Annotated in this window: 25 protein-coding genes; 13 read left to right on the forward strand and 12 right to left on the reverse strand. The window is 45.9% G+C overall.

What is annotated here, in order from left to right; translation table 11 throughout:
* Positions 1-561: 561 nt before the first annotated feature.
* The 5 genes from rplM to pyrH all read left to right on the forward strand — a co-directional run bounded on the left by rplM (position 562) and on the right by pyrH (position 4,382).
* The gene (gene rplM / locus BLR32_RS06655; RefSeq protein WP_089829748.1) at positions 562-1,005 is read left to right on the forward strand and encodes a 50S ribosomal protein L13; all 444 of its coding nucleotides are present in this window, start codon (positions 562-564) and stop codon (positions 1,003-1,005) included.
* A 14-nt stretch (positions 1,006-1,019) separates the two neighbouring features.
* Positions 1,020-1,409 (forward strand): 30S ribosomal protein S9, encoded by a 390-nt coding sequence (gene rpsI / locus BLR32_RS06660; RefSeq protein WP_089829751.1) that lies wholly within the window; start codon positions 1,020-1,022, stop codon positions 1,407-1,409.
* 74 nt (positions 1,410-1,483) lie between these two features.
* Positions 1,484-2,512 carry a 30S ribosomal protein S2 gene (gene rpsB / locus BLR32_RS06665; protein ID WP_089829753.1) on the forward strand — a complete coding sequence of 343 codons (1,029 nt, stop codon included), beginning with the start codon at positions 1,484-1,486 and terminating at the stop codon, positions 2,510-2,512.
* 131 nt (positions 2,513-2,643) lie between these two features.
* Positions 2,644-3,471 carry a translation elongation factor Ts gene (gene tsf / locus BLR32_RS06670; RefSeq protein WP_089829755.1) on the forward strand — a complete coding sequence of 276 codons (828 nt, stop codon included), beginning with the start codon at positions 2,644-2,646 and terminating at the stop codon, positions 3,469-3,471.
* A 197-nt stretch (positions 3,472-3,668) separates the two neighbouring features.
* A complete protein-coding gene (pyrH, locus tag BLR32_RS06675; protein WP_089829756.1) occupies positions 3,669-4,382 on the forward strand; it encodes a UMP kinase in 714 nt (237 codons plus the stop codon).
* Between the two features lie 92 nt (positions 4,383-4,474).
* On the opposite strand, the gene BLR32_RS06680 is transcribed toward pyrH, so the two are convergent.
* Positions 4,475-5,560 carry a DUF3298 and DUF4163 domain-containing protein gene (locus BLR32_RS06680; protein ID WP_089829758.1) on the reverse strand — a complete coding sequence of 362 codons (1,086 nt, stop codon included), beginning with the start codon at positions 5,558-5,560 and terminating at the stop codon, positions 4,475-4,477.
* Between the two features lie 107 nt (positions 5,561-5,667).
* On the opposite strand from BLR32_RS06680, the gene pdxH reads away from it, so the two are divergent.
* The gene (pdxH, locus tag BLR32_RS06685) at positions 5,668-6,312 is read left to right on the forward strand and encodes a pyridoxamine 5'-phosphate oxidase (protein WP_218124150.1); all 645 of its coding nucleotides are present in this window, start codon (positions 5,668-5,670) and stop codon (positions 6,310-6,312) included.
* 78 nt (positions 6,313-6,390) lie between these two features.
* On the opposite strand, the gene BLR32_RS06690 is transcribed toward pdxH, so the two are convergent.
* The 6 genes from BLR32_RS06690 to BLR32_RS06715 all read right to left on the reverse strand — a co-directional run bounded on the left by BLR32_RS06690 (position 6,391) and on the right by BLR32_RS06715 (position 12,218).
* Positions 6,391-6,507 (reverse strand): 30S ribosomal protein THX, encoded by a 117-nt coding sequence (locus BLR32_RS06690; RefSeq protein WP_089829760.1) that lies wholly within the window; start codon positions 6,505-6,507, stop codon positions 6,391-6,393.
* 152 nt (positions 6,508-6,659) lie between these two features.
* Complete coding sequence (locus tag BLR32_RS06695; protein ID WP_029465307.1) at positions 6,660-6,929, reverse strand: HU family DNA-binding protein; 270 nt, start codon at positions 6,927-6,929, stop codon at positions 6,660-6,662.
* A gap of 306 nt (positions 6,930-7,235) precedes the next feature.
* Complete coding sequence (locus BLR32_RS06700) at positions 7,236-7,538, reverse strand: DUF4286 family protein (protein WP_089829762.1); 303 nt, start codon at positions 7,536-7,538, stop codon at positions 7,236-7,238.
* Between the two features lie 15 nt (positions 7,539-7,553).
* On the reverse strand, positions 7,554-8,333 hold the full coding sequence (locus BLR32_RS06705; protein WP_245705371.1) for an exodeoxyribonuclease III: 780 nt from the start codon (positions 8,331-8,333) through the stop codon (positions 7,554-7,556).
* A gap of 85 nt (positions 8,334-8,418) precedes the next feature.
* Complete coding sequence (gene metH, locus BLR32_RS06710) at positions 8,419-11,169, reverse strand: methionine synthase (protein WP_089829763.1); 2,751 nt, start codon at positions 11,167-11,169, stop codon at positions 8,419-8,421.
* A gap of 32 nt (positions 11,170-11,201) precedes the next feature.
* Positions 11,202-12,218 carry a homocysteine S-methyltransferase family protein gene (locus BLR32_RS06715; protein ID WP_089829765.1) on the reverse strand — a complete coding sequence of 339 codons (1,017 nt, stop codon included), beginning with the start codon at positions 12,216-12,218 and terminating at the stop codon, positions 11,202-11,204.
* Positions 12,219-12,582: 364 nt separating this feature from the next.
* Here BLR32_RS06715 and BLR32_RS06720 point away from each other — a divergent pair, with 364 nt between their 5' ends.
* The gene (locus tag BLR32_RS06720; protein ID WP_089829766.1) at positions 12,583-12,795 is read left to right on the forward strand and encodes a hypothetical protein; all 213 of its coding nucleotides are present in this window, start codon (positions 12,583-12,585) and stop codon (positions 12,793-12,795) included.
* Positions 12,796-13,746: 951 nt separating this feature from the next.
* A complete protein-coding gene (locus BLR32_RS06730) occupies positions 13,747-13,938 on the forward strand; it encodes a hypothetical protein (RefSeq protein WP_089829770.1) in 192 nt (63 codons plus the stop codon).
* A 192-nt stretch (positions 13,939-14,130) separates the two neighbouring features.
* On the opposite strand, the gene recR is transcribed toward BLR32_RS06730, so the two are convergent.
* From recR to BLR32_RS06745, 3 genes are all read right to left on the reverse strand, one after another.
* Positions 14,131-14,748, reverse strand: coding sequence for a recombination mediator RecR (gene recR / locus BLR32_RS06735; protein WP_089829773.1), 618 nt, complete (start codon positions 14,746-14,748; stop codon positions 14,131-14,133).
* Positions 14,749-14,764: 16 nt separating this feature from the next.
* Positions 14,765-16,243, reverse strand: a complete 1,479-nt coding sequence (locus tag BLR32_RS06740) for an Ig-like domain-containing protein (protein WP_089829775.1) — start codon at positions 16,241-16,243, stop codon at positions 14,765-14,767.
* 83 nt (positions 16,244-16,326) lie between these two features.
* Positions 16,327-19,503 carry an ATP-dependent helicase gene (locus BLR32_RS06745; protein ID WP_089829777.1) on the reverse strand — a complete coding sequence of 1,059 codons (3,177 nt, stop codon included), beginning with the start codon at positions 19,501-19,503 and terminating at the stop codon, positions 16,327-16,329.
* Between the two features lie 48 nt (positions 19,504-19,551).
* On the opposite strand from BLR32_RS06745, the gene BLR32_RS06750 reads away from it, so the two are divergent.
* The 5 genes from BLR32_RS06750 (at position 19,552) to BLR32_RS06770 (ending at position 22,338) form a co-directional block, all read left to right on the forward strand.
* A complete protein-coding gene (locus tag BLR32_RS06750) occupies positions 19,552-20,019 on the forward strand; it encodes an SRPBCC family protein (protein WP_089829779.1) in 468 nt (155 codons plus the stop codon).
* A gap of 80 nt (positions 20,020-20,099) precedes the next feature.
* Complete coding sequence (locus BLR32_RS06755; RefSeq protein ID WP_089829782.1) at positions 20,100-20,609, forward strand: RNA polymerase sigma factor; 510 nt, start codon at positions 20,100-20,102, stop codon at positions 20,607-20,609.
* The gene (locus tag BLR32_RS06760) at positions 20,610-21,074 is read left to right on the forward strand and encodes a hypothetical protein (protein WP_089829784.1); all 465 of its coding nucleotides are present in this window, start codon (positions 20,610-20,612) and stop codon (positions 21,072-21,074) included.
* A gap of 203 nt (positions 21,075-21,277) precedes the next feature.
* Entirely contained in the window at positions 21,278-21,754 is a 477-nt protein-coding gene (locus BLR32_RS06765) for a hypothetical protein (protein ID WP_089829786.1), read from the forward strand.
* Positions 21,755-21,840: 86 nt separating this feature from the next.
* Positions 21,841-22,338 (forward strand): lipocalin family protein, encoded by a 498-nt coding sequence (locus BLR32_RS06770; RefSeq protein ID WP_089829788.1) that lies wholly within the window; start codon positions 21,841-21,843, stop codon positions 22,336-22,338.
* Positions 22,339-22,423: 85 nt separating this feature from the next.
* Here the strand turns inward: BLR32_RS06770 and BLR32_RS06775 are convergent, their stop codons facing one another.
* Positions 22,424-23,341, reverse strand: coding sequence for a LysR substrate-binding domain-containing protein (locus BLR32_RS06775; protein WP_089829790.1), 918 nt, complete (start codon positions 23,339-23,341; stop codon positions 22,424-22,426).
* 75 nt (positions 23,342-23,416) lie between these two features.
* Positions 23,417-23,797 carry a hypothetical protein gene (locus BLR32_RS06780; protein WP_218124151.1) on the reverse strand — a complete coding sequence of 127 codons (381 nt, stop codon included), beginning with the start codon at positions 23,795-23,797 and terminating at the stop codon, positions 23,417-23,419.
* Positions 23,798-24,176: the final 379 nt, after the last annotated feature.

Genomic DNA, 24,176 nt, shown 5'->3' on the forward strand with positions numbered 1-24,176 from the left:
ACTATTTATTAATCAATATATAATAGGTCGGAAGGGGTTCTTTCCGACCTTTTTATGTCTCGGGTAACAGGTATCCGGCTTCGGTAGAGATTCGATACAGACGGCTTTGAGATGGCCTCATCCTCCCTTAATCCTCCCTTCAGAAGGGAAGATTAAGGGAGGATGAGGCCATCTCAAAGCCGTCTCTACCGAATCTTACACGGTTAAAGTAACCTTGGTTTGTCGCTAGAAAAGGGTGCCGGGCCAGAATGTAGTGCGGAATGGGGAAAAGCTAAAGTATCTGAGTAAAGGAGCTGGTTTTATAAGCGTTACGTCATATGTGTAAACAGAAATATGTGTTAAGTAGTGATATTTAGTCAAGAATTGACATTGCTAAATTATTCACTACCTGTGTTAATAATTCCGCGTCAAAATTATTATTGAAAATCAATTCATTGCAAAGGTGTCTCATAAAAAACTTCCTCAAAAGTATGGTTTTATGAATTTAGAGGATTAGCTTTGCACTCCCGTTTTGTTTGGGATAGTTATATTCAGAACGTAGAAACTTTATTATATACTATAATGAACACTTTAAGCTTCAAGACTAAATCGGCCAATGACGCTACTGTAACGCGTGAATGGCACATTGTAGACGCTACCAACCTGACTTTAGGTAGGATGAGCGCTAAGATTGCGGCAATCTTAAGAGGCAAGAACAAGCCTTACTATACACCTCACACTGACTGTGGTGATTTCATTATTGTTATCAATGCTGAGAAAGTTCAGTTTACCGGTAATAAATGGAATGATAAGGAATATCTGACTTTCTCTGGTTATCCAGGTGGTCAGAAAGCAGAAATCGCTAAGGACCTGGTTCGTCGCAGACCAGAACTGATCATAGAAAGAGCTGTAAAAGGTATGCTGCCTAAGAACCGTCTGGGACGTGCCATGTACAAAAAACTGTTTGTATATGCAGGCGCTGAGCATCCACACGCTGCGCAGAAACCGAAAACATTAACTTTCTAATTTTTCTCTGATACATGGAAAAGCAAAAAAATACTATTGGTCGTCGTAAGGAAGCCGTAGCCCGTGTGTACATCAGCAAGGGTACTGGAAATGTAGTTGTGAACGACAAGGATTATAAAGAATACTTCACGCTGGTATACCTGCAGAACCAGGTAGAACTGCCGCTGAAGACTATCGACGCTACAGATAAATTTGATATAAAGGTAAATGCTGCCGGTGGTGGTATCAAGGGTCAGGCAGAAGCGATTAAGCTGGGTATTGCACGCGCACTTTGCGAGGTGAATCCAGAGTACCGTCCGGCGCTGAAAGCAGCTGGTCTGCTGAAACGTGATCCAAGAAGCGTTGAACGTAAGAAACCAGGTAAAGCTAAAGCTAGAAGAAGCTTCCAGTTCTCTAAACGCTAATCGTGATGAATGCGTGGAGCTATATGTGAAACGCAGATTATTAACATTGACCTTTTATAACAGAGCATAATAACATGGAAAATAATACCTCATTACAGCAGCAGTTACTGGAGGCGGGTGTACACTTCGGTCACCTGAAGAAAAAATGGAACCCGAAGATGCTGCCTTACATCTTCGCAGAAAAGAAAGGTATTCACATCATAGATCTGAATAAAACCGTTGAAGGTTTACAGGATGCAGCTGCAGCCCTGAAATCTATCGCTAAGAGCGGTAAAAAGATCATGTTCGTAGCCACTAAAAAACAGGCTAAAGAAATCGTAGCTGAAGCTGCAAAACGCGTTAACATGCCTTTCTTTACTGAAAGGTGGTTAGGTGGTATGCTGACCAACTTCGCTACTATCCGTAAGAGCGTTAAGAAGATGCAGAGCATCGAAAAGATGCTGGCTGATGGTACCCTGGATAGCATCACCAAGAAAGAGCGTCTGACCTTAACCCGCGATAAGGAAAAAATGGAGAAAGTACTGGGCGGTATCGCTCAGCTGGCCCGTGTTCCTGCCGCGCTGTTCCTGGTTGACATCAGCCACGAACACATTGCACTGGCAGAAGCTCGTCGCCTGGGTATCTCTACCTTCGGTATGGTAGATACCAACTCTGATCCTACTAAAGTAGACTTCGCAGTTCCTGCAAATGATGATGCGACTAAATCTATCGCTATCATCACTAATTATATCGCAGCTGCAATCGCAGAAGGTCTGGCAGAGAGAGCAAATGAGAAAACCGACGATGTAGTTGAAGAAGAAGAAGCAGATACCCAGGCAATGAAATTTGAACTGGAAGGTGGCGATGATCGTGGTGAAAGAGGCCGTAAACCTGGTGGTGGCCGTGGTCCTGGTGGCCCGGGTGCCGGCGGACGTGGTCCTGGTGGTGGTAACCGCGGTGGCGGTGGTGGCAACCGTCCTGGTGGCGGCGGCGGTAACCGTCCTGGCGGCGGTGGCGGCAATCGTCCTGGTGGCGGTGGTGGTAACCGTCCTGGTGGCGGCGGTGGCGGACAGCGCCGTCCTGCAGGTTCCGGTGGTCCAAGGCCAGGCGGTGGCGGAAGATAATCTCCGTATACAGACAATATAACATAAAGCAATTGCGAATCGTGGACTTAGACTCTTTGTTCCATGATTCGCAATTCAGCTAATAGTTGATAAAGAATAAACATTAATCTATATTAAACTCATTATAAGTTATGGCAGCAACAATTACAGCAGCTGATGTTAACAAACTGCGTCAACAAACCGGTGCAGGTATGATGGATTGCAGAAAAGCACTGGTAGAAAGCGACGGCGATTTCGAAAAAGCAGTAGATTACCTGCGTAAAAAAGGACAGAAAGTAGCAGCGCTGCGTTCTGACCGCGAAACCAAAGAAGGCGTTATCATCGCTAAAACTGCTGCAGACGGTAAGTCTGGTGTAGTAGTAGCGCTGGGTTGCGAAACTGACTTCGTTGCTAAAAACGACGATTTCGTAAAATTTGCTCAGTCTATCGTTGACCTGGCCCTGAGCTCAGGCGTTAACAACCTGGAAGAACTGGGTGCAGCTACACTGGATGGTGCTACTGTAAGTGATAAAGTGAACGATCAGGTAGCTAAGATCGGTGAAAAGATCACCCTGGCTAAATTTGAAAAGATCTCTGCAGCTTCTGTAACTGCTTATATCCACGGTAACTACCGTATGGGTGTACTGGTTGGTTTCTCTCACCCTGTTTCTGAAGAAGTAGGTAAAGATATCGCTATGCAGATTGCAGCAATGAACCCAATCGCAGTAGACGCTGATGGCGTATCTCCTGAATTGATTGCCCGTGAAAAAGCTATCGCTATCGAGCAGATCGCTGCTGAAGGCAAAACCGGTGATATGGCTGAAAAGATCGCTGTTGGTAAAGTGAACAAATTCTTCAAAGAAAATACCCTGTTACCTCAGGCATTCGTAAAAGACAACAACAAGTCTGTTGGCGATTACCTGAAATCTGTTAACGCAGATCTGAAAGTAACCGGATTCACAAGAATCGCTTTAGGGTAATTTTGTTACCTGTTTAAAAGGAGAGAATTACCATTCTCTCCTTTTTTTTGTGCTTTATATCGGGAATGCAACGCGGGCCGGACATCATCTATACTTCCCTTTCCCCAACACCGGAAGTACGTGTTCCGCATTTTTTTATATATTCGGGCACTGTAAACCATTTACTAAACACATTTCATATCATTTTTCTATAAGTCATGTTGCCAAAGTATAAGCGTATTTTACTCAAATTGAGCGGTGAATCCCTGATGGGAGAAGGTAATTATGGTATCGATCACAGAGTGATCACGCAGTATGCGTACGATATTAAAGCTGTGACCGACCTTGGTGTTCAGGTAGCCGTGGTAATTGGAGGTGGTAACATTTATCGTGGAATGAATGAGGCCGAAACCGGCATCGAAAGGGCCCAGGGCGATTATATGGGTATGCTGGCAACAGTGATCAACGGTATGGCCATGCAAAGCGGTCTGGAGAAAGTTGGGCTTTATACCCGTCTTCAGTCTGCTATTAAAATGGAACAGATCGCTGAGCCGTACATCCGCCGCCGTGCCATCCGCCACCTTGAAAAAGGCCGTGTGGTAATATTTGGCGCTGGTACCGGTAACCCTTACTTCACCACAGATACCGCCGCTTCCCTGCGTGCTATAGAAATACAGGCAGATGTGATCCTCAAAGGAACCCGTGTAGATGGTATCTATACTGCAGATCCTGAGAAAGATCCAACCGCTACCCGTTTCGAAACCATCACTTTCTCTGAAGTATATCAGAAATCACTTAACGTGATGGATATGACCGCATTTACCCTCTGCCAGGAAAATAAACTGCCTATCATCGTATTTGATATGAATAAAGGTGGTAACCTGCTGCAGGTAATAATGGGTAAGAATGTAGGTACGCTCGTGAAGGGGTAATCTGAACTGATTACTAATACCAGGGATCAGGAATTAAGCATAAGGAATAATGTCGGTGCATTATCCTCATTCTTAATCCCTGATCCCTGTTTTTATTTCAGCAGGGCTTTGATGTTCTTATTGGGCACGAACAGGTTCACCTGGCCTAATGCATAAGGGCCGATTTCGTAGGGTGTATAACTGAATCCGATACCCTTATCTGTAACGAAGAAGTTATCGTTGGGAACGATCTCTTTGGTAAGCAGCATTGTCTCCAGTTTCTCTCCGTCACCCAGTTTATAGATGCTCCTGAAAGATTTCTCCAGTTCAGGTATCAGCTCCGTTTTATAGTCTCCTTTCAGGAAGTCTTCCGGCTTCAGGATCTTCTTCTTCTCCAGGTCCAGTACCTGGTAGTGCGCGGCATAGTTGCCGTGTGCGCCGCCGGTGAATTCATAACTGAAGTATTCCAGTACCAGCAGGGGATATTTGTTCCATACAATTTTTATGTCGGCGTCAGCAGCCCAGTTAGCACTGGCAGGAATACCATTTGTTGTATCCAGGTCCTTTTCATTGACTTTATAAGTCACCAGGAAAGAGTCAATATCCCTGCGTATATATTTGTTTGCGTCGATGCCGGATCTGCCATCTGTAATGCAGTTACGTACAAAAGCGGCAGTAGCTTCGTCGTACCCGGCAGTAGGCCATACAATACTATTAGTTGCCTGGCCGGTTGGTGTATTAGGATTGCCAGGAAAAAGATCTACCGAGTCTGCAGCGTACAGTACATCGAGTGGAATCATGTTCTCAAAGCTTGGGGTAAGCTCAAAAGGATAGGAGGTACCCTTACCCCTCCATTTGCCCGTAAAGTGCCCCAGACTGTCCAGTTTGCCCGAAAACAGCCTTTCTTCATTCCTGTCTGTATTCTCATACAGGATCACTTTATCGCCTTCGGGGCTGCCCCATATCATAATAGGTTCCCCGATCTTGTCATAGGTATAATATCCACGAAAGATCCAGATGCCTGATTTAACAAGATCCATAGTCACAGATTCTGTTCCGATGGTGCCTTTCAGGTGGAGATAATAAAAAGCAGTTTTGGTAGGATCATGGACCTTGAAAGTCTGCGCCTGCTGCTTTGTTTTCCTGCCACAGGAGACGAAAACACAACAGGTGATAGCGAGTAATAATATGGTTCTCATGCGTTAAAATTACTAAATAAACTGACCACTGTCATATATCAATCTGCTGCTGTAACCGGGTATATGCTGGGTTTATAAGTATCTTTGTGGCAGTTAAAATCAGGACCATGTTGAATAAAGAAGTAGCAGATCTGCGCAAAGATTACCGGCTGGCTTCCCTCAATGAGGAAGATGTAGCAGAGGATCCCATAGAACAATTTGGACGTTGGTGGAAGGATGCAACCAGTGGACAACTGAATGAACCGAATGCCATGACACTGGCGACCAGTACGCCTGACGGGTATCCTTCAGCACGTATTGTACTATTGAAAAATTTTGATGCGGATGGTTTTGTATTCTTTACAAACTATGAAAGCCGTAAGGGAATAGAGATGGCAGCTAACCCGAACGTATCATTGTTATTCTTCTGGCAGGAGCTGGAAAGACAGGTGCGTATAGACGGAACTGTTAGCAAAGTAGCCGCTGACGTGAGTGATGAATATTATAACAGCAGGCCTCCTGGCAGCCGTATAGGCGCTATTGCATCTCCACAGAGTCGTGTGATACCGCATCGTAGTTTCCTGGAAGAGCAGGTGAGGGTCGTGGCTGAAAAATATGTGTTGAAAGATCCTGTGCGTCCGGCATATTGGGGTGGGTATGTAGTGAAACCTTTGAAAATGGAGTTCTGGCAGGGACGTAGCAACCGTTTACACGATAGAATATTATACAGGCTGGAAGGTAACGAGTGGAGGATAGAACGCCTGGCGCCTTGATGAGCGCAGATAAGGATAAAGTTAGGAATTAGGAATTATCGTTTCAGGCGAATTCTTAATTCCTAATTCCCAGTTGCCTTAAGCCTTTTTTTCAGCTTTAGCAGCAGCAGCTTTCTTTGGTTTAGCAGGTCTTGACTTGCCGAAAGAACCGTTAGAAATCTTACCTTTTTTGGTTTTGATATCACCTCTACCCATTGTAAACAGTTTGATGTTTATTATTTGTGTTTGTTAATCTGGGGATGTAACTCCCGCTAATTAGGCGCAAATTACGTAATAGCCGCTGTTAAATGCAAAAAAAAAAGCAAGAAACAGTAGTGTTCCTTGCTTGAATAAGTTAAGCTAACAGATTAAAGCTTGTCGGACAGAGCCTTACCAGCTTTGAATTTAGCAACTTTCTTAGCTTTGATCTTGATGATCTGGCCAGTCTGTGGGTTTCTACCGTTACGAGCAGCACGTTTAGAAACAGAGAAAGTACCGAAACCTACTAAGGTTACTTTACCACCTTTTTTCAGGGTATCAGCAACAGCTTTAGTGAAAGAATCCAGCGCTTCGTTAGCTTGGGTTTTTGTGATAGCGGCATCTTTTGCCAGCTTGTCGATTAATTCGGCTTTGTTCATAGCTAGTAAGATTTAACTAGTGAATAAAATGTTTGATGTGAGCAAATATAGCGCGTTTTATCAGATTACCAAATTTTTTGAATCTTTTTTAATCAAAAAATTATCGGCTGAAAACGCCTACAGATAACGGTTACAGCAGATTAACACTTGACATGTCAGCGATAGGGTAGCCCCCTTGCTTTGATGAAAACCGCTGTGACAGGCCATTTGCTGTACTATTTGATATAAACGCGTATGTGTTCCAAGTATTGTACCAAAGTCTAAACCCCGTGTGATCAGTGGATTTCCTGTGGATAAGTTTAACATTTATACAACCTGCATTACTGTGTTAAAAGCTACAAACTGGTTCCCGAACAGGTCGTGGGCGGTCTTCCGGAGGGCCGGCGCATGCTCTTCGAGGTAGGTTTGATAGTTCTCCAGCGTGTCTGTAAAGTACTGAGCTGAGTAGGTAGGACCATCCTGGTCATCCTGCTCAAGCAGCCTGCAGATGCGGTAATCGTGGAAAAGCCCCGTAGCCATAATAGCCGGAATATGCTCTTCTTTCATCCATTGCAGCCATCTGTCATTGATAAAGTGTGACACCTTGGTTGTGACGTTGTAAACAATCATGTGCGGAAATTGGCTTTAGGACCCCAGTTGCAGGTATACAGGACAATGGTCTGAATGCTTTACCTGTTGCCAGATCTGGGCATCCTTCAGTCTCTCCTGCAGGGGTGTTGTAACGTTAATATAATCGATACGCCAGCCTTTGTTATTGGCTCTGGCATTGGATCGTACGCTCCACCAGCTGTATTGATGCGGCTCCGGATGATAATGACGGAAGGTATCCACAAATCCATTGCTGAAGAATTTATCCAGCCATGCCCGTTCTTCCGGCAGAAAGCCTGATGATTTCTTATTACCTACCGGGTCATGAATGTCTATCGGCTGATGACATATATTATAGTCGCCACATACTACCAGGTTCGGCCTGGTATTTTTCAACTGATCCAGGTAACCGTAAAATTCTTCCAGCCATTGGTATTTATAGGTCTGTCTTTCGTCGCCACTGGTGCCGGAAGGGATGTAGGTATTGACAAGGGTAATATCGCCAAAATCGAGCCTTATTACACGTCCTTCTGCATCGCTCTGCATGAACCCGTTACCATATTGTACATGGTTAGGAGTGATTTTTGTCAGCACAGCCACGCCACTATACCCTTTTTTCTCTGCGGGGTACCAGTAGTGTTCGTAACCCAGTTCTTCAAATTGGCGGTAATCCACGTTGTCTTTGTGGGCTTTGATCTCCTGCAGGCATACGATATCAGCGGGATCAGTTTTCAGCCATTCTGTAAAGCCTTTGTTCATGGCGGAACGCAGTCCGTTTACATTATAGGATACAATTCTCATGGTGTGGTAGCTCATTCGTCCAAGGTCTATGGACAGTATTGGTGTTAATGTATAAAAAAACGGTAGTCCAAGGGTGATGGACTACCGCTATATCGACTTATTACATGTCATATTCAAGTACGGGGCGTAGCCATTTTTCGGCTTCCTCTATGGTCCATCCCTTGCGTGCCGCATAGTCTTCCACCTGGTCTTTCTCTATCTTGCCAAGGCCGAAATACTTAGCCTCGGGATGGGCAAAATACCAGCCGCTAACACTGGACGCAGGGTACATTGCGAGGGATTCGGTAAGGATAATACCGGTATTCGCGGTAGCATCCAGCATATCGAACAGTTTATATTTCTCGGTGTGTTCAGGGCATGCAGGATAACCTGGCGCAGGGCGGATGCCGGAGTATTCCTCACGGATCAGCGCATCGTTGTCCAGCTGTTCATCTGTTGCATAACCCCAGAATTCCTGTCTTACACGTTTGTGCATCAACTCTGCGAAGGCTTCCACCAGCCTGTCGGCGAGGGCTTTCAGCATAATGCTGCTGTAATCGTCATGATCTGCCTTGAACTTCTCCAGCCATTTTTCGATATCGCCGCCCGTTGTAACCGCGAAGGCGCCCATATAGTCCTGGATGCCTGCTTCTGCCGGGGCAATGAAATCGGCCAGGGAAAGGTTCGGCTGACCGGGAGCCTTTTTGATCTGCTGGCGGAGGCATTCCAGGTGAACGGTGCCGGCGCCGGGTTTGGGCGATAGTACGGAAATGGTATCGTCCGCACTTCTGTTTGCAGGGAACAGACCTATCACGCCATTGGCAGTAAGCCATTTTTCTTCTACGATACGTTTCAGCATGGCTTTCGCATCTTCGAAGAGACGGGAAGCTTCCTTTCCTACGATTTCATCCGTAAGGATCTGCGGGAATTTACCATGCAGTTCCCAGGAGATAAAGAAGGGCTGCCAGTCAATAAACTCGGCTATTTCAGCCAGGTCATAGTTTTGGAACACCTGTACCCCCAGTTTTTTAGGTACAACCGGTTTGTAGTTGCTCCAGTCTGTGATAGCCTTATGCTGGCGGGCTTCCGCGATAGGTAGATATTGCTTTACCGGTTTCTTGTTCCGGAAGTTCTCGTTCAGTTTCTGGTACTCGATCTTCACATCGTCCAGGAAGGTCTTCTTAAGCGCCTTATTCAGCAGGCTTCCGGTAACTGTTACGCTACGGGAAGCATCCAGTACGTGTATTACCCCATGCTCGTATTCCGGGGCTATTTTAACGGCTGTATGCGTGCGGGAGGTGGTAGCGCCTCCAATGATCAGCGGCACTTCAAAATGCTGCCGTTTCATCTCTCTGGCTACATTTACCATCTCGTCCAGGCTGGGGGTGATCAGACCACTGAGACCAATAATATCCACCTGCTCCTGGCGGGCGGTCTGTAGTATTTTCTCAGCAGGCACCATTACGCCCATATCAATGATGTCATAACCATTACAGCCCAGTACCACGCCTACAATGTTCTTCCCGATATCGTGCACGTCTCCTTTTACTGTGGCAAGCAGGATCTTTCCGGCGGATTTTACCACGCCACCGTTCAGCTCCACCAGCTTTTGCTTTTCTGCCTCTATAAAAGGAGTGAGCACTGCCACGGATTTCTTCATGACACGGGCGCTTTTCACCACCTGGGGAAGGAACATCTTACCACTGCCAAACAGGTCGCCTACTATGTTCATACCGGCCATGAGAGGGCCCTCAATTACATCCAGCGGACGTGGATATTTCTGACGGGCCTCTTCTGTATCAGCCTCAATATAGTCTGTAATACCATTTACCAGGGCATGACTCAGGCGATCTTCCACAGTTCCCTGGCGCCAGGTTTCATCCTTTTCGATCACTTTACCTTTACTCTTCACCGTTTCGGCAAAGGCGATCAGGCGTTCTGTAGCGTCTTCCCGGCGGTTCAGGATAGCGTCGTCGCAGAGTTCACGCAGTTCCGGCTCTATTTCGTCATAGATCTGGAGCATACCGGCATTCACAATACCCATGTTCATACCTGCCTTGATGGCATGGAAGAGGAACGCGGAGTGCATGGCTTCACGCACCACATCGTTACCACGGAAAGAGAAGGAAATATTACTTACCCCACCGCTTACACTGGTGAGGGGCATCAGTTCTTTTATACGGCGGGTAGCGTTGATGAAGTCTACCGCATAGTTATTATGCTCTTCTATACCTGTGGCAATCGCGAAGATGTTAGGGTCGAAGATGATATCCTGCGGGTCAAAGCCAACCTTTTCTGTCAGTATTTTATAAGAGCGGTGGCAGAAGCTGACCTTCTTCTCTTCGGTATCAGCCTGTCCGTGTTCATCGAAAGCCATGACTACCACGGCGGCGCCAAAGGCTTTACAGATCTGGGCCTGTTCAATGAACTTGGCTTCCCCTTCCTTCAGGCTGATGGAGTTTACGATACATTTACCCTGCAGGCATTTGAGGCCGGCCTCTATGATGCTGAATTTACTGGAGTCGATCATCACCGGAATCCTGGAGATGTCTGGTTCTGAGGCCAGAAGGTTCAGGAAGGTCGTCATTGCCTTTTCTCCATCCAGGAGGGCATCATCCATGTTCACATCCAGTACCTGCGCACCATTTTCCACCTGCTGGCGGGCTACAGAGAGGGCTTCTTCATATAATCCTTCCCGGATCAGGCGGGCAAATTTCTTCGAACCGGTTACGTTGGTACGTTCACCGATATTAATGAAATTGGTCTCAGGCCTTACCACCAGCGGTTCCAAACCACTCAGACGGAGGTAAGGTTTTATCACTTTGGTTCCGGGTGTCTGTAAAGTATCTGCTGAAGTGATTGTTTCGCTCATTTGTGTTGCTGTAGTAATTTATCAGTATAGACTTACGCCAATTCTTCCACCTTTACCGGCAGAGGTCTAGGAGGCAGGGTCTTTACATGTTCTGCAATGTGGCGGATATGATCTGGTGTGGTACCACAACAGCCGCCTACGATGTTCACAAAACCTTCCCGGGCAAAATCTTCAATGATGTGTGCCGTATGATCAGGTGTTTCATCATATTCTCCAAAGGCATTCGGCAGACCCGCATTCGGGTAGCAGCTTACATTGCAGGCTGCTATCTGCGACAGCTCAGAGATATAAGGACGCATCTGTTCTCCACCCAGGGCGCAATTGAGCCCTACTGAGAATGGTTTTGCATGCATCACGGAGATATAGAAGGCTTCCAGTGTCTGGCCGCTCAGCGTTCTTCCGGAAGCATCCGTGATAGTACCTGATATCATCACCGGGAGTTCAGGCTGGGCGATATCACGGAAGTATTTCTTTGCAGCGAAGATGGCGGCCTTACTGTTCAGCGTGTCAAAGATGGTCTCAATGAGCAGGATGTCTACGCCTCCTTCATGCAATCCTTTGACCTGTTCGTAGTAAGCATTTACTACTTCGTCAAAAGTAACGGAACGGAAGCCCGGATTGTTTACATCGGGAGAGAGAGACAGCGTTTTGTTCAGCGGACCGATGGCGCCCGCCACAAACCTTGGCTTATCAGGAGTCTTAGCGGTATACTCATCTGCAGCTTTCCTGGCGATACGGGCAGCGGCTACGTTCAGCTCATAGGCAAGCGACTGCATATCGTAGTCTGCCATGGCAATGAAAGTGCTGCTGAAAGTATTGGTCTCGATAATATCGGCGCCGGCTTCCAGGTATTCTTTATGTATTGCTTCGATGATATGGGGTTGTGTAAGACAGAGCAGGTCATTATTACCTTTTACATCCAGATGATAATCTTTAAAGCGTTCACCCCTGTAATCCGCTTCCTCCAGCTTGTACCGCTGGATCATGGTACCCATTGCTCCATCAATGATCAGAATGCGCTCTGCGGCGCATTGGGATAATGATTTCATAATTGTAATACGTTTATTAGTTACGGTTCAATAATACCCGCAGGTCGAACAATAAACAAATCCACCCGCGGAGACTAGTAAACAAAGGTACTTAATAATTACCTTATTATGTCGGTGTACGGCATTGCGAAAGAGCTTACGGCAACATGAAACTCGCAGAATGAAAATGATCTATAGAGAAAAACTAATTCAGGTATAAGGAACAATACGGACACGAAAGTGGACAAAAGTAACTCAGGTTATCGTTTTAATAATCGTATTATGTTAATTATCAGTTAATTGTATTGAATAATTATTGTTTTAGATAACGACTTTATTAATAAATAATACCTACTTTTGTTACATAAAGGCTTAAACAATATTTATGACTAATTCAATAATCACGATAACGCTTGCCGTCGCATTTGCTGTAGCAGTCGTTGTAAAGTTTGGAGGATTTGTTATCAACAATTTTAGAAAAACCCGGAAACTCAGGATCCAGAGCAAAAGCGGGGAAATTGTTGAACTTGATTTAGAGAAGAAAAACGATATAGATACAGTTAACCGGTTTACTGAGATATTCCTGGGACTTAAATAAACACGTTTTTGGCAAAGGTTTCGTCCCCAAAAGATTCCACTACGACCTCCAAAAATGCAAAAAACGATACTGGTGATAATATGGCGGGAGCAGGTGGAGGTATGTTAATCGCAAGTCTCGCAAATAATTTACCAGAAGATAACCCTCTAAAATCCTGGCTTATAATTTTAGCTCCCGCTTTCGCCCTGGGGTATAAAAGTTGTCTGGTCAAAGGTCTCAGCTTATTTTGAACAGAAGGAGATTAATAAAGAACGCGGAGAAGTAATTAAGGAAATTGATGATCTATTAATGGATCCTTCTATAAGTGAGGAGGGGAAAGTCAAGCTCAGAGAGAGAAGAGAGAAAACAAAGTTATCTACTGTGGAGGAACTGCTGAAGCATTTTGAAAAGATAACTTCAGCATAAAATATATGGGAAGAAGTTGTATAGAAAGTAAATACAACCTCGTTTCCTCTGACAAGCTAGCCCCTTACCAAATTAAGAGCGACAGCGGAAGTAGCAGGCGGTTTCAGATGGGAATGGCGGGCCTTCGGCTCTCCGGCGACACGACCGATGCTGTCCAATCCATATTCAGCCCCCTATTCGATTGACAATGCTTAATAGCTTTCCGGAGAGGAGAGGCGCCGACCGCCATCCCATACTGAAACCGAAGCTACTTAGCGTGAATCCAAAGGGGGTATATCAATGATACAACCTCTTTGAATTTATAGTAGTTAATAGAAAAAATTTGTTTTGATTTGTAAAGTCTACTATATTTGTAGGGTAATAGGAGGCAACGCTTCCGCAATGAGAATTACAATGCAAACAGACGCACAACAATCGTTAAGGCATTTCAGCACCCAGAACATGCTTATATACAACTGCCTTTATAACCAGGGCTGTTGTTGCTAAACCGGCGCATTACCACCATTTGACCGTTTAGTTTCGTAACCTGCATAAATCATTATTACAATGAGTATTGCCGAGCATGTAAAAAGCTTGCAGCAGCACCTTGCGCAGTATGGACTGTATCCGGTGCCTGCAGATGCCGATAGAGAGGGATCTGAGATCTTTAAAATTTGTTTTCTGAATAAATACGAGATGCAGCGCTGGCAGGAACTGAGAGAAAAAGAGCGGGAACAGCGCGATGAGCATTCAACATAAAAACATTAACCAGCCATATCGAATTTTCATAACGTGGAATTACAGGTTAAACACACACGGGTGTTATTCAGCACCCGTATCTCTTTAAGCAAAACGCTTAACACGAAATGGGCGACCATTCTGTGTTAAGCGTTTTGCTTAATTTTTTTATAATATCAGCTGTGCCTGCCAGCTGTCTGATCAGTGTCATTATCACTTCTGCACATAACTCTCCAGCGGCAACCTGTTGGAGATCGATCTTGCAAGCGTCATCTCATCCGCATATTCCAGCTCACCGCCAAAGGCAATACCCCTCGCAATTGTTGTGATCTTTACAGGAAATTCCTTGAGCTTTTTGGACAGGTAATAGATCGTTGTATCTCCTTCAATCGTAGGACTGAGCGCCATGATGATCTCTTCAATACCTTGCTGCTGCACTCTATCCACCAGTGAATAAATATTCAGCTGTTCCGGACCCACACCATCAATAGGAGAGATGATACCACCCAGTACATGATAAGTACCATTGAACTGCTGGGTGTTTTCAATCGCCATCACATCGCGGATATTCTCCACCACACATACAAGAGCCTTATTCCTGGAAGGATTAGCGCAGATACTGCAGATCTCCTGGTCGGAAACATTATGGCAGATCTTACAGAATTTGATCTGGTCCCGCATACGGGTCACAACTTCACCAAACAGCTTTACCTGTGCCGGATCCTGCTTTAGCAGGTGCAAAACCAGGCGTAACGCTGTTTTTTTGCCAATGCCCGGCAACCGCGCAAACTCATTAACTGCATTTTCTATCAGGGCGGAGGAAAATATCATGATGTAAAATTAGGAATTATAATGTCAGCGGGATCTTTACCCCCCAGTTGGCTTTAATATTCTCTTTTTTCGGGAAGCTGACTACCCTTTCCGGCTGTTTCTTAGGCGTACCATAATAGACACCGCGGTCCCATTTTCCGTTATTATTCTCGTCCAGGAGTATCCATACCTCGTATTCCCCCGGCGTAATGCGTTTCTGGACCCAGGTCTTCCGTTCTATTCTCCCGGAATATTTTATCTCCTTATCCTTGACCAGCTGAGCTACATAGTGCATGGTATCGCTGACCATGGACTTAGTGCTGTCGCTGAGAGTCAGGGTCAGCATTACCCGGCCATAGTCAGATTCCTTTTTAGCAGCAAAACTGATCGTATCTGCTTTTGCCGGTTGGGCGCCCGTTGTATCAGCCACTGATTCCTTGGGGATGATCAACCTGTAGGGCTTGCCTTCCTTCCAGTCAAAATTCACTGACAGTTTGGTACGGGTGGAATCAAAGGTGGTCGTGAAGGTCACCGGAGTGAATATGGTATCCTGTGTCAAACGCAAAGCCGTGCTGTCAAACGTTTTAACAGGTGCGCTAAAGGTGAGCAGCAAAGGTTTGCCCAGTTCCTGCTTATTGTCTTCCAGGGTAGGGGAAATATTCAGGGTACGCTTCTTCTTCTTTTCCTTTTCCTTCTCCTTTTTTTCCTTTTCAGTTTCTTCCTCTACCGGTTGCTGTTCCTGGGCGACTTCTTCCGGCTTCTTGAGGGTGCTGTCCTGCTCCATGAACATCAGAAGGGTGATGTCTTTCAGGTTCTGGTCTCTCAGGTGAAGCAGGCTGTCGCTAAAGGCGATCAGCTCTTTGGGCTGGTTGTACTGGAGGTCTCTGTCATCCTCTTTCAGTGCAAACAGCTTGTAATCGCCGGGAGCCATATTCCTGAACCAGAAGGCCCCACTGCCCCTGGAACGGGCATAATAAACAGGTTTCTCCTTGGATACTACGGAATCTATGTTATTCCGGTAAATCATCACAGACACATTGCTGTCAGGTTTCCCGGTTTCTGCATCGATGATAAAGCCCCGTACCTGGAGGGAATCCAGGTAATCGCCGGTAGATACAACATACTGGAAATCCTGTATGGGATTGCTTTCGTTGTTGTCGCGGATGGCGTCTGAAAAGTTAAAAGTGTAAGTAGTATTCTCTGCCAGCGTATCCTTGATCACCATGGTAACGGTTTTCAGCTTGGAAGTTACCGTGGGGATACGTTTCAGGGTAGGAGATACGATCAGCTTTTCAAAAACATTGTCCAGCTGTACATATTCGTTAAAAGTAAAAGTTACCTTCTTCGCCTTGAAGTGGAGGGTTGAATCCGGTGGTGAAATGTAAGTCAGCTTAGGAGCAAGCGTATCTTTAGGTCCGCCGCTGGGTGGAACAATGTTGGCGCAGCCCGGGAGCAGGAAGATGGAGGCACTTATCACTATCAGCCAGTAAACCCAGCCACGGAAGTTATGATTCATTATCTATAGTATTATACCAAAAACCGGCTCCAAAGATCAAATTCCAAACAGTAAAATCCAAATCAGTCTGCCGTACCCCCGGATCAGTCTCCCAAACGGGCGGGAAGCTCCATCTCATTCTCTGCTTCCGGCTCATGAAGCGCCACATATAGTTTATTATCCTTCACAAAATTGCACCATACGCAGTCCTTTTTACCACAACCCGTATAGAATTCCCTGTTCTGGATCTTCGTCCAGGTGGAAACGATCTGCTGGGTCACCAGGCTGACATCCTCAGGGGTAATGACCACCTTCTCCTTATGATATACTTTCTGCCTGTTCGGCTCTATAAAGTCAAATTCGGTACTTACTACCTTCCAGTCCTTCTGGTGATAGTTATCCAGCAGGACTTTATAAAATACGGCCTGTCGCCAGTAATCCCCGCCATCCGGGTGCAGCTGATCGGGACGGGCAAATTTCTGATACTCCCTGATGGCCTTTTCATAATCGCCGGTCTTGTAGTCCACCACATTCACCCTGTTACGGTCAAATTCCAGCTTGTCGATCTTGCCTTTGAGAGGCACACCGCTGACCACTACATTCCGGACGTTCCGTTCTACGCTGACCACCTTGTTCCATTGTGACAGATAGGTATCGTAGTAGCTGTCCAGGATGTCTTTTCCGTATTCCAGCCTTCGTTCAAAGGATTCCCGGGTGAAGCTTTCCCGGTTGCGCAGCATGCTCCAGGTAAAGTCACGGATGAATTCTTCTTTGGAAGGGAATTCGTATTGTTTGCTTTCCTGCATTTTCTGGAACAGCTTTTCCAGCGCATAGTGAACGGCGGAGCCAAACTCTGTGTTTTCCGAGCGGCCGGAAGGTACCCGTACCAGGTTTTTATAGTAGAAGCCCAACGGGCAGTCCAGGTAGTTATTAAGTGCTGTCACATTCATCACAAAACTGGCCAGCAGATTGTCAATGAACTGCTGGTCGGTCCGCGCTATTTCCGGCGCTACGCCATGGGTATATTGGAGCGTCTCAAATGTGAACAGAACATCTTCCGGAATGATGACTTTCTCCACAGGTAATGGATGTTGTTCCAGTATTTCTGTGACAAACAGGCTGGGTTCCAGTGGTTTGCCATCTGTTCTGAATTCCGGATAACTGATATACAGGTATTTCTCTGCCCTGGTCAGCGCTACATAAAACAGTCTGCGGAGTTCCTGTTCATCAGTACTCGTCACCGCTGTGGTAAAGAGGGTATCCGGAAAGGCAAACCCCGTATTGCTTCTTACTTTCTTTTCCCACAGGTGAGAATTGGTGCCGGCAATGAACACGTATTCAAATTCCAGTCCTTTGGCGCCATGAGCCGTGAGCAGGTTGATGCCCTTTTCATTCCCTGACACCTGGACGATGGGAATCGTGATATGATTATGCGCCATCAGGTCTGTCATGTCCATGAAGGGTACCAGCGACAGATCAGGATTCCGGTGCGTTTCCGCTTTTATAAAGTCAAAGAGGGACTGCAGCACTTTCATGAGCCAGGGCTTTTCAGGCGACTGCATCACATATGAAAGCACACCGCATTCGTTGATAATGGCAGCAAAAAGCTGTTGGAGGGTGAGATTGTGCGCATCCTTTATCAACCGCTCCATGATACGGGTAAAGTCAATCAGGGCCTGTTCAGGCGCTTCTGTGAAAAGGGTCAGATTACGGGTATGCTGCCATTCCTGGAGGTACTGGCGTATGGAAGATTTCTCCCTGTAACCTTTCTCTGCAGCCCTTATGCTGATCTTAGCCACCTCTATGGCAGGAATGTGATAAAAGTCGTAGTGAAGAATGGAAAACAGCAGATCATCTCCACTGTAAGGGGTATCCATTTCACAGGCAATATAGCGGAGGATCGTCAGCACCTTGCGGGCAAACGGTATTTCAAACAGGTTGATACTCCGTTTTGAATAGAAGGGAATATGCTGGAACCGGCAATAGCGGGCCAGTTCTTCCCCGTATTTATTTTCCCGGTAAATGACAGCGATCCTGCCGGGAGCCACACCATTATCCAGCAATTGAGCAACCTGCCGGGTGATATCGATCATTTCATCCCGGGGCGTATTATAACGCCGGATAACAGGTGGAATATTCAGTGGTATCAGGTGGTTAGCCGCGGCAGTCAGGTGTTTGCTGAGTCCCGGTAACTGTTTCACCAGCCTGGCCGCCCCGTTATTTTCTATCAGGGACATAGATACATCCAGGATAGATTGCACGGAGCGGTAATTGCGTGTAAGCACGATGGTTTGCAGTGTATCCGCAAAGGTGTCTGCGAACTGCGCCATGTTTTCGATACTGGCGCCCTGAAAGCGGTAAATGGACTGATCGTCATCGCCTACCACAAAGATGTTGGGGGCTTCCTGAGCACCTATCAGCAGTTGTACCAGTTTGTTCTGGGTGCCGCTAGTATCCTGGTATTCATCCACCAGGATGTATTGGAACCGTTCCCGGTAGTCGGCCAGCAGGTTAGGATAAGTTTCAAATGCCCCGATCACCCAGTTGATCATATCATCAAAATCATAACGGCCAGCAGCATGCATCAATGCTGTGTATACGGGGAACTGTTCCACCGCTGCCTGGAGGCGCACCATCTTTTCCTTTTCCAGCGCAATCTTATCCGTGCGGATATCTCCTTTGGCAAATTGCCGGGAGGCCTTCTTTGCAATGTAAGCGTCCCTTTCGGGAAGGCTTTCAATATAGGCAGAGATGGCATCTGTGATATATTCCACAGACCAGCCTTCTCTTTTAATGGTAGAGAAAAGGTGGTCCAGGTTTTTCATGTCAAAGTACACGTCTCCCCGGTAGCGTTTCAGGGGATTCTCCTTTGTGAAGCCGTCAATCAGCTTTTTCAGCAGCTGGATCTTTTCCAGTTCTGAAACAGGATCGAGATGATGTTTGTCAAACAGGCCCAGGTTATCCTGGATCACTTCGTTACAGAAGGAGTGGAAGGTATGGATATTAACGCGGTAGGCATCGGGACCGATAAAGTCCGTTAAGCGTTTTCGCATGGCCACAGTTCCGGCATCTGTATAAGTAAGGCAGAGGATATTCTGCGGCAGATAGTCAGTATCCAGGAGTATTTTGCCGATTCGGGCCGCCAGGATCTGTGTTTTACCTGTACCTGGGCCGGCAATGACCATGACCGGGCCTTCCGTCTGGTCGACGGCTTTGCGCTGCTGCCCGTTCAGACGGGCATAGACTTCCCTGAAATGATGCTGGTACTGATCTCTGGACATGACTATATTTGAACATGGCATCGGGCCACACAAAACATACATGAAGTTATGGGAAAAATTTATCGTTTGCAGTATGAGCAGGTATTAAACACCAGTCTGGAGGTTGCCTGGACATTCTTCTCGCATGCCGAAAATCTGGAAAAGATCACGCCGTCGTATATGCGTTATCTGGTCACATCACCGCCGACAGGCAAGCCGGTGTATGCAGGGCAGATCATTACCTATGTGATTCATCCTGTATTGGGTATCCCACTGAGGTGGATGACAGAGATCACGCATGTGGTGGAGGGGAAGTATTTTGTTGATGAACAACGGCAGGGACCGTACGGCCTCTGGCATCATCAGCATCATTTTGAATCAGTGCCGGGTGGGGTTAGAATGACGGACATAGTTCACTACTCCATGCCCTTAGGGATATTAGGTAATATTGCTCATGCACTCTTTGTGCAGCGGCAGCTGCGGGACATCTTTGCCTTCCGCAGAGAGGCCATTGAGCGCTTATTCGGAACGAACTAAGATAAAATAAGATGTTATAACAAGAAATTGATCGTTACTAATTAATAGTTTATCTTAGTTTACTCTTAAACCTATAACATTTGCAGCAAGCAGCTGTACATATCGACGAATATATCATTACCGAACGATTGATAGCAGGAGATCCCGTTGCCCAGGAACTGGTCTATGACTATTATGGCCCCGCACTGTACAGTATCATACTGCAGGTAGTAGGCGATACGGCAACAGCGGAAGAAGTACTCACCCGGACATTTATACATGTATTTAAGAATGTTGCAGTTTATAAAGAGACAGGAAGCGCTACTTTATTCGGGTGGCTGATGAGAATGGCCCGTGAGCATGCGGTAAGGGAAGCTGCAGCAGTGGAGGAAAGCGACAGTAATAGTAATGATATGATGAAACATGACAGCAACCTGTTACAACGTTTTGCAAATAAACTCCCGGAAGAAAGCAGGACAATATTCCACTTATGCTACTATAAAGGACTCCCAAAAGAAGCAGTAGCCCGCATGTTGGGGGCACAGCCCGATGAAGTGATGACAAAATTGAAAGATGTCATGGTTGCATTCAGAAAATTTTTAGGGGAATAGTTGGAACTCAATCACTACATACAAAGCGGGATCATAGAAAGCTACGTGCTGGGGATCGCCACGGCCAGTGAAATGGAGGAATTGCAGCAGATGCGACGACTCTATCCCTCATTGAATGCTGAGATCATAGCCGTGGAACGCAGAATAGAAAAAACCGCCCTCGAAGAGGCGGTGCTGCCGTCTCCTTATCTTAAACAACGTATATTCCAGCACATCAACTGGCGGGAAGAGTTACCACCACCAGACGATAAATCCCGCTATACATTTATCAATATACACTCAAAGGATACACAACATATCACCGTTCACAAGTGGTGGCGCCTGTTTTTTATTATCACTTTTATCCTCTCCAAAATCTGCCTTTTCTTTGCGATCTATTTTTTTCTCAAATATCAACAGTCACGGGAAAAGGAGAAAGAAGCAGAACAGCAGATACATACTGAACAGATAACATCCCCAAAATAAGTCAGATATTTGTGGTAACATAGGTGTATACACTTATGCTGTTCAGATTAAGCATCTCATTATCAATTTGCTGTAAAGGGGACATGGTTATCATGTGATTTTTATTTGGAAATGAATTAGCTTAATTTGACATTTGAAGGTTACGTGCAGAAAAGAACTGCACCCGGAACATTTGCCGTAAATAATATAGATACATTTTCGCCTTGGAGCTTCATGATTATATAGAAAGTGGCATTATTGAGAGTTACCTGCTGGGCTTAGCTTCTGATGCAGAGGCTGAGTTATTCGAGCATATGCGCAGTTTGTATCCGGAGTTAAATACCGAGATCTCTGCAGCAGAATACCGGCTACAGAAGGTAATGGAGGATGGTGGTGTTACGCCACCGGCAATTGTATGGAACAAAATTGCCGGGCGACTGACACCTCATGGGGGGAATGGTTACTATTCAAGAGCCGGCAGGCAGCAAACAGACGGACCTCGGACGTATGTACTACAGCCACGTAATAATACTATTACCGTTAGCATTTGGTGGCGTTGTACCGTTATCGCTATGATGGTGATCATCATGGCGCTTGTGGCCAGTACCATTTATTTTTATCAGCAGTTCCGTAATATGGAGGAACGTTTAATGCGCTTATACCCAACTCATACGGAAATGTCGCCTCCTGATGTACGATGAGCGATTTGGTACGTTTCTTGTTTTTTCCCACCTTGCGTCCGTAATGCATTGCATTTCCGACAATTTAAACATCAAATTATTTGAACATGAAACACCTTACACTTGCAGTATTATGCCTCGTAGCAGCTGTATTTGCCATATCCTGTAAATCTCAAAAAGCGGCCACAGACACAGCGCAAAGCGCCAGCAAAGGTTCTGTTAAAGGAAACTGGGTTATTACAGATATTACTTTTGACGGTATTCCAAGAGGTTCTAAGGTGACTGTTTTTGACGAAGCATCTTACAACTGCTTCAAAGGCAGCCAATGGATCCTGCCATCCAATAACAACGGTTCTTATACTTTATCTTCTACCGAAGATGGTTGTTCTACAGCTACACAAGCCATCGTATGGTCTATATACAAACAGGGTGGTGTGGACATGTTCCAGTTCAAGAAAGTAGGCACCGGTGTAAAGGCTAAGAATGTAACAGAAGGTTACCGTGTAGAGATCAGCTCTCTGAGCGCCACTTCCATGGTATGGAGAGCCGCGGTAGATTTTGAAGGCAAGACAGCTTACATTATATATACCCTGCAACGTAGTTAAACCGTTACAGGGCTATACGTTAATATAGTACAGCGCTTAACATTTACATGGTGAAGGCCGTGTGAAATGTTAAGCGTTTTTGTTTTCAGGAATCTGGGGTTTGAGCACCGGCGTGTTGCCGGGCAAAGCGCATAAACAACTGAGCCAGCTTATCCTGCTGTCCCTGTAAATAGATGAAGTGGAACTTCCTTACCAGTTTGAAGTTCTTAACGGGCAGGATCTTGAATTCGCCTGCTTCCAGTTCCCGCTTCACGGCATGCAGAGAAAGGAACGCTGCACAAGGTGCGTGGTGCAGATATGATTTTATGCTCTCGGTACTGCCCATGTACATGGCTATCTGCAGATCCGTGAGTTTCAGTTTAAGCCGCTTCAGTTCATCTGTGATCACTTCCAGTGTTCCGGAGCCTTGTTCACGCATCAGTAACGGAATGGACTTCAGTTCTGCAGCTGTCAGCGCGGCATCAGGATCGCCTTCACCGTAATTATATTTCACGTTCCCGATGAGGGCTATTTCGTCTTTCGCAAACTCCACATATTTCAGCACCGGATTTTTTGAACGGCCTTCTATCAATCCCAGTTGGATTGTTTTGTCGAAGAGCGCCTGTTCCACCTGTTCTGTATTGCCGGAAATGAGGGAGGCGGTTATCTCGGGATAACGCTGGTTGAACTGTGCCAGCAGGGGCGGAATGAAATACTGTGCAATGGTAGTGCTGGCGCCCAGAGAGAGCAGGCCGCCCTGTTCATGCTTTAGCTGATTGATCTCATACTCAAGATTGCGATAACTGGTAAAGATATCATCTGCATGTTTGAGCATCACCTGGCCGGCACGGGTGATCTTGATCTTATTGCCTATACGTTCAAACAGCGCCATGCCCAGTTGCTGTTCCAGCTCGTGAATATGTTTAGTCACAGCCGGTTGTGATATGAACAACTCCTCAGCAGCTTTTGTGAAGCTGAGGCGCCTGGCTACTGTGTAGAATACTTTTAACCTGAAGTCCAACATTGCTTAAATGTACGAAGAAAAAAAGCGGTTATCCTACCGGGGCAGGATAACCGCTTATGAAAGAGGTGATTGTTATTAAGCTTTTTTCTCTTCAGCTTTCTTTTCTTTATTTTCCTTGAAGCGTTTGTCAGGAGTACCGTCTGCCTTTTTAGGACCTTCTGGTTTTGCATCCTTGTTTTCTTTGAAACGCTTATCAGGGGTACCATCTTTCTTCAACGGACCCTGTGCTTTGCTGTCTTTTGCTTCTTTGTTTTCTTTAAAACGTTTGTCTGGCGTACCATCTTTCTTCACTGGTTTGCCGGAGGCGCTGTCCAGTGCCGGACGGTTAGCTTTCTGACCTGGTTTTTCTGTTCTGTGTTCGGCTTTCACTGGTTTCTGCTGGGCTGCAGGAGTCTGGGCCATAGCAACTGATGCACCCATGAACAGTGCTAACACACCTGTTAAAATCTTTTTCATTTTCATTGTTGGATTAGGCCGAAAAATTAGTCATTTTTTTAATAGATAGGGGCGGTCACCTATAATATTTATTCGGATGTTTTAACGTAGTGATTTGCAATTTCTTGAAACGTAGTTTCCGCAAGAGATTGCGTATTGATACGCTTGACAAAGGGCTTGCTGTGAGCGTACCTTTGTATCACCTGACAAAGTATAACAGTTAACCCCAAAATGTTTGATAACCCCTTAACTTATTGTAAATGGTTAAGGAGTGTGAATGTTGATGAAACGCACAATTCGATTGTCTGACGAACATATAGTGACCCCCTTTATTGATTTATGAATCATCCTGTTAACCTTGATCAAAAAGGTCCCGCAACTGCGGGACCTTTTTCAATTA

The organism is Chitinophaga filiformis (assembly GCF_900102545.1).
Lineage (GTDB): Bacteria > Bacteroidota > Bacteroidia > Chitinophagales > Chitinophagaceae > Chitinophaga > Chitinophaga filiformis.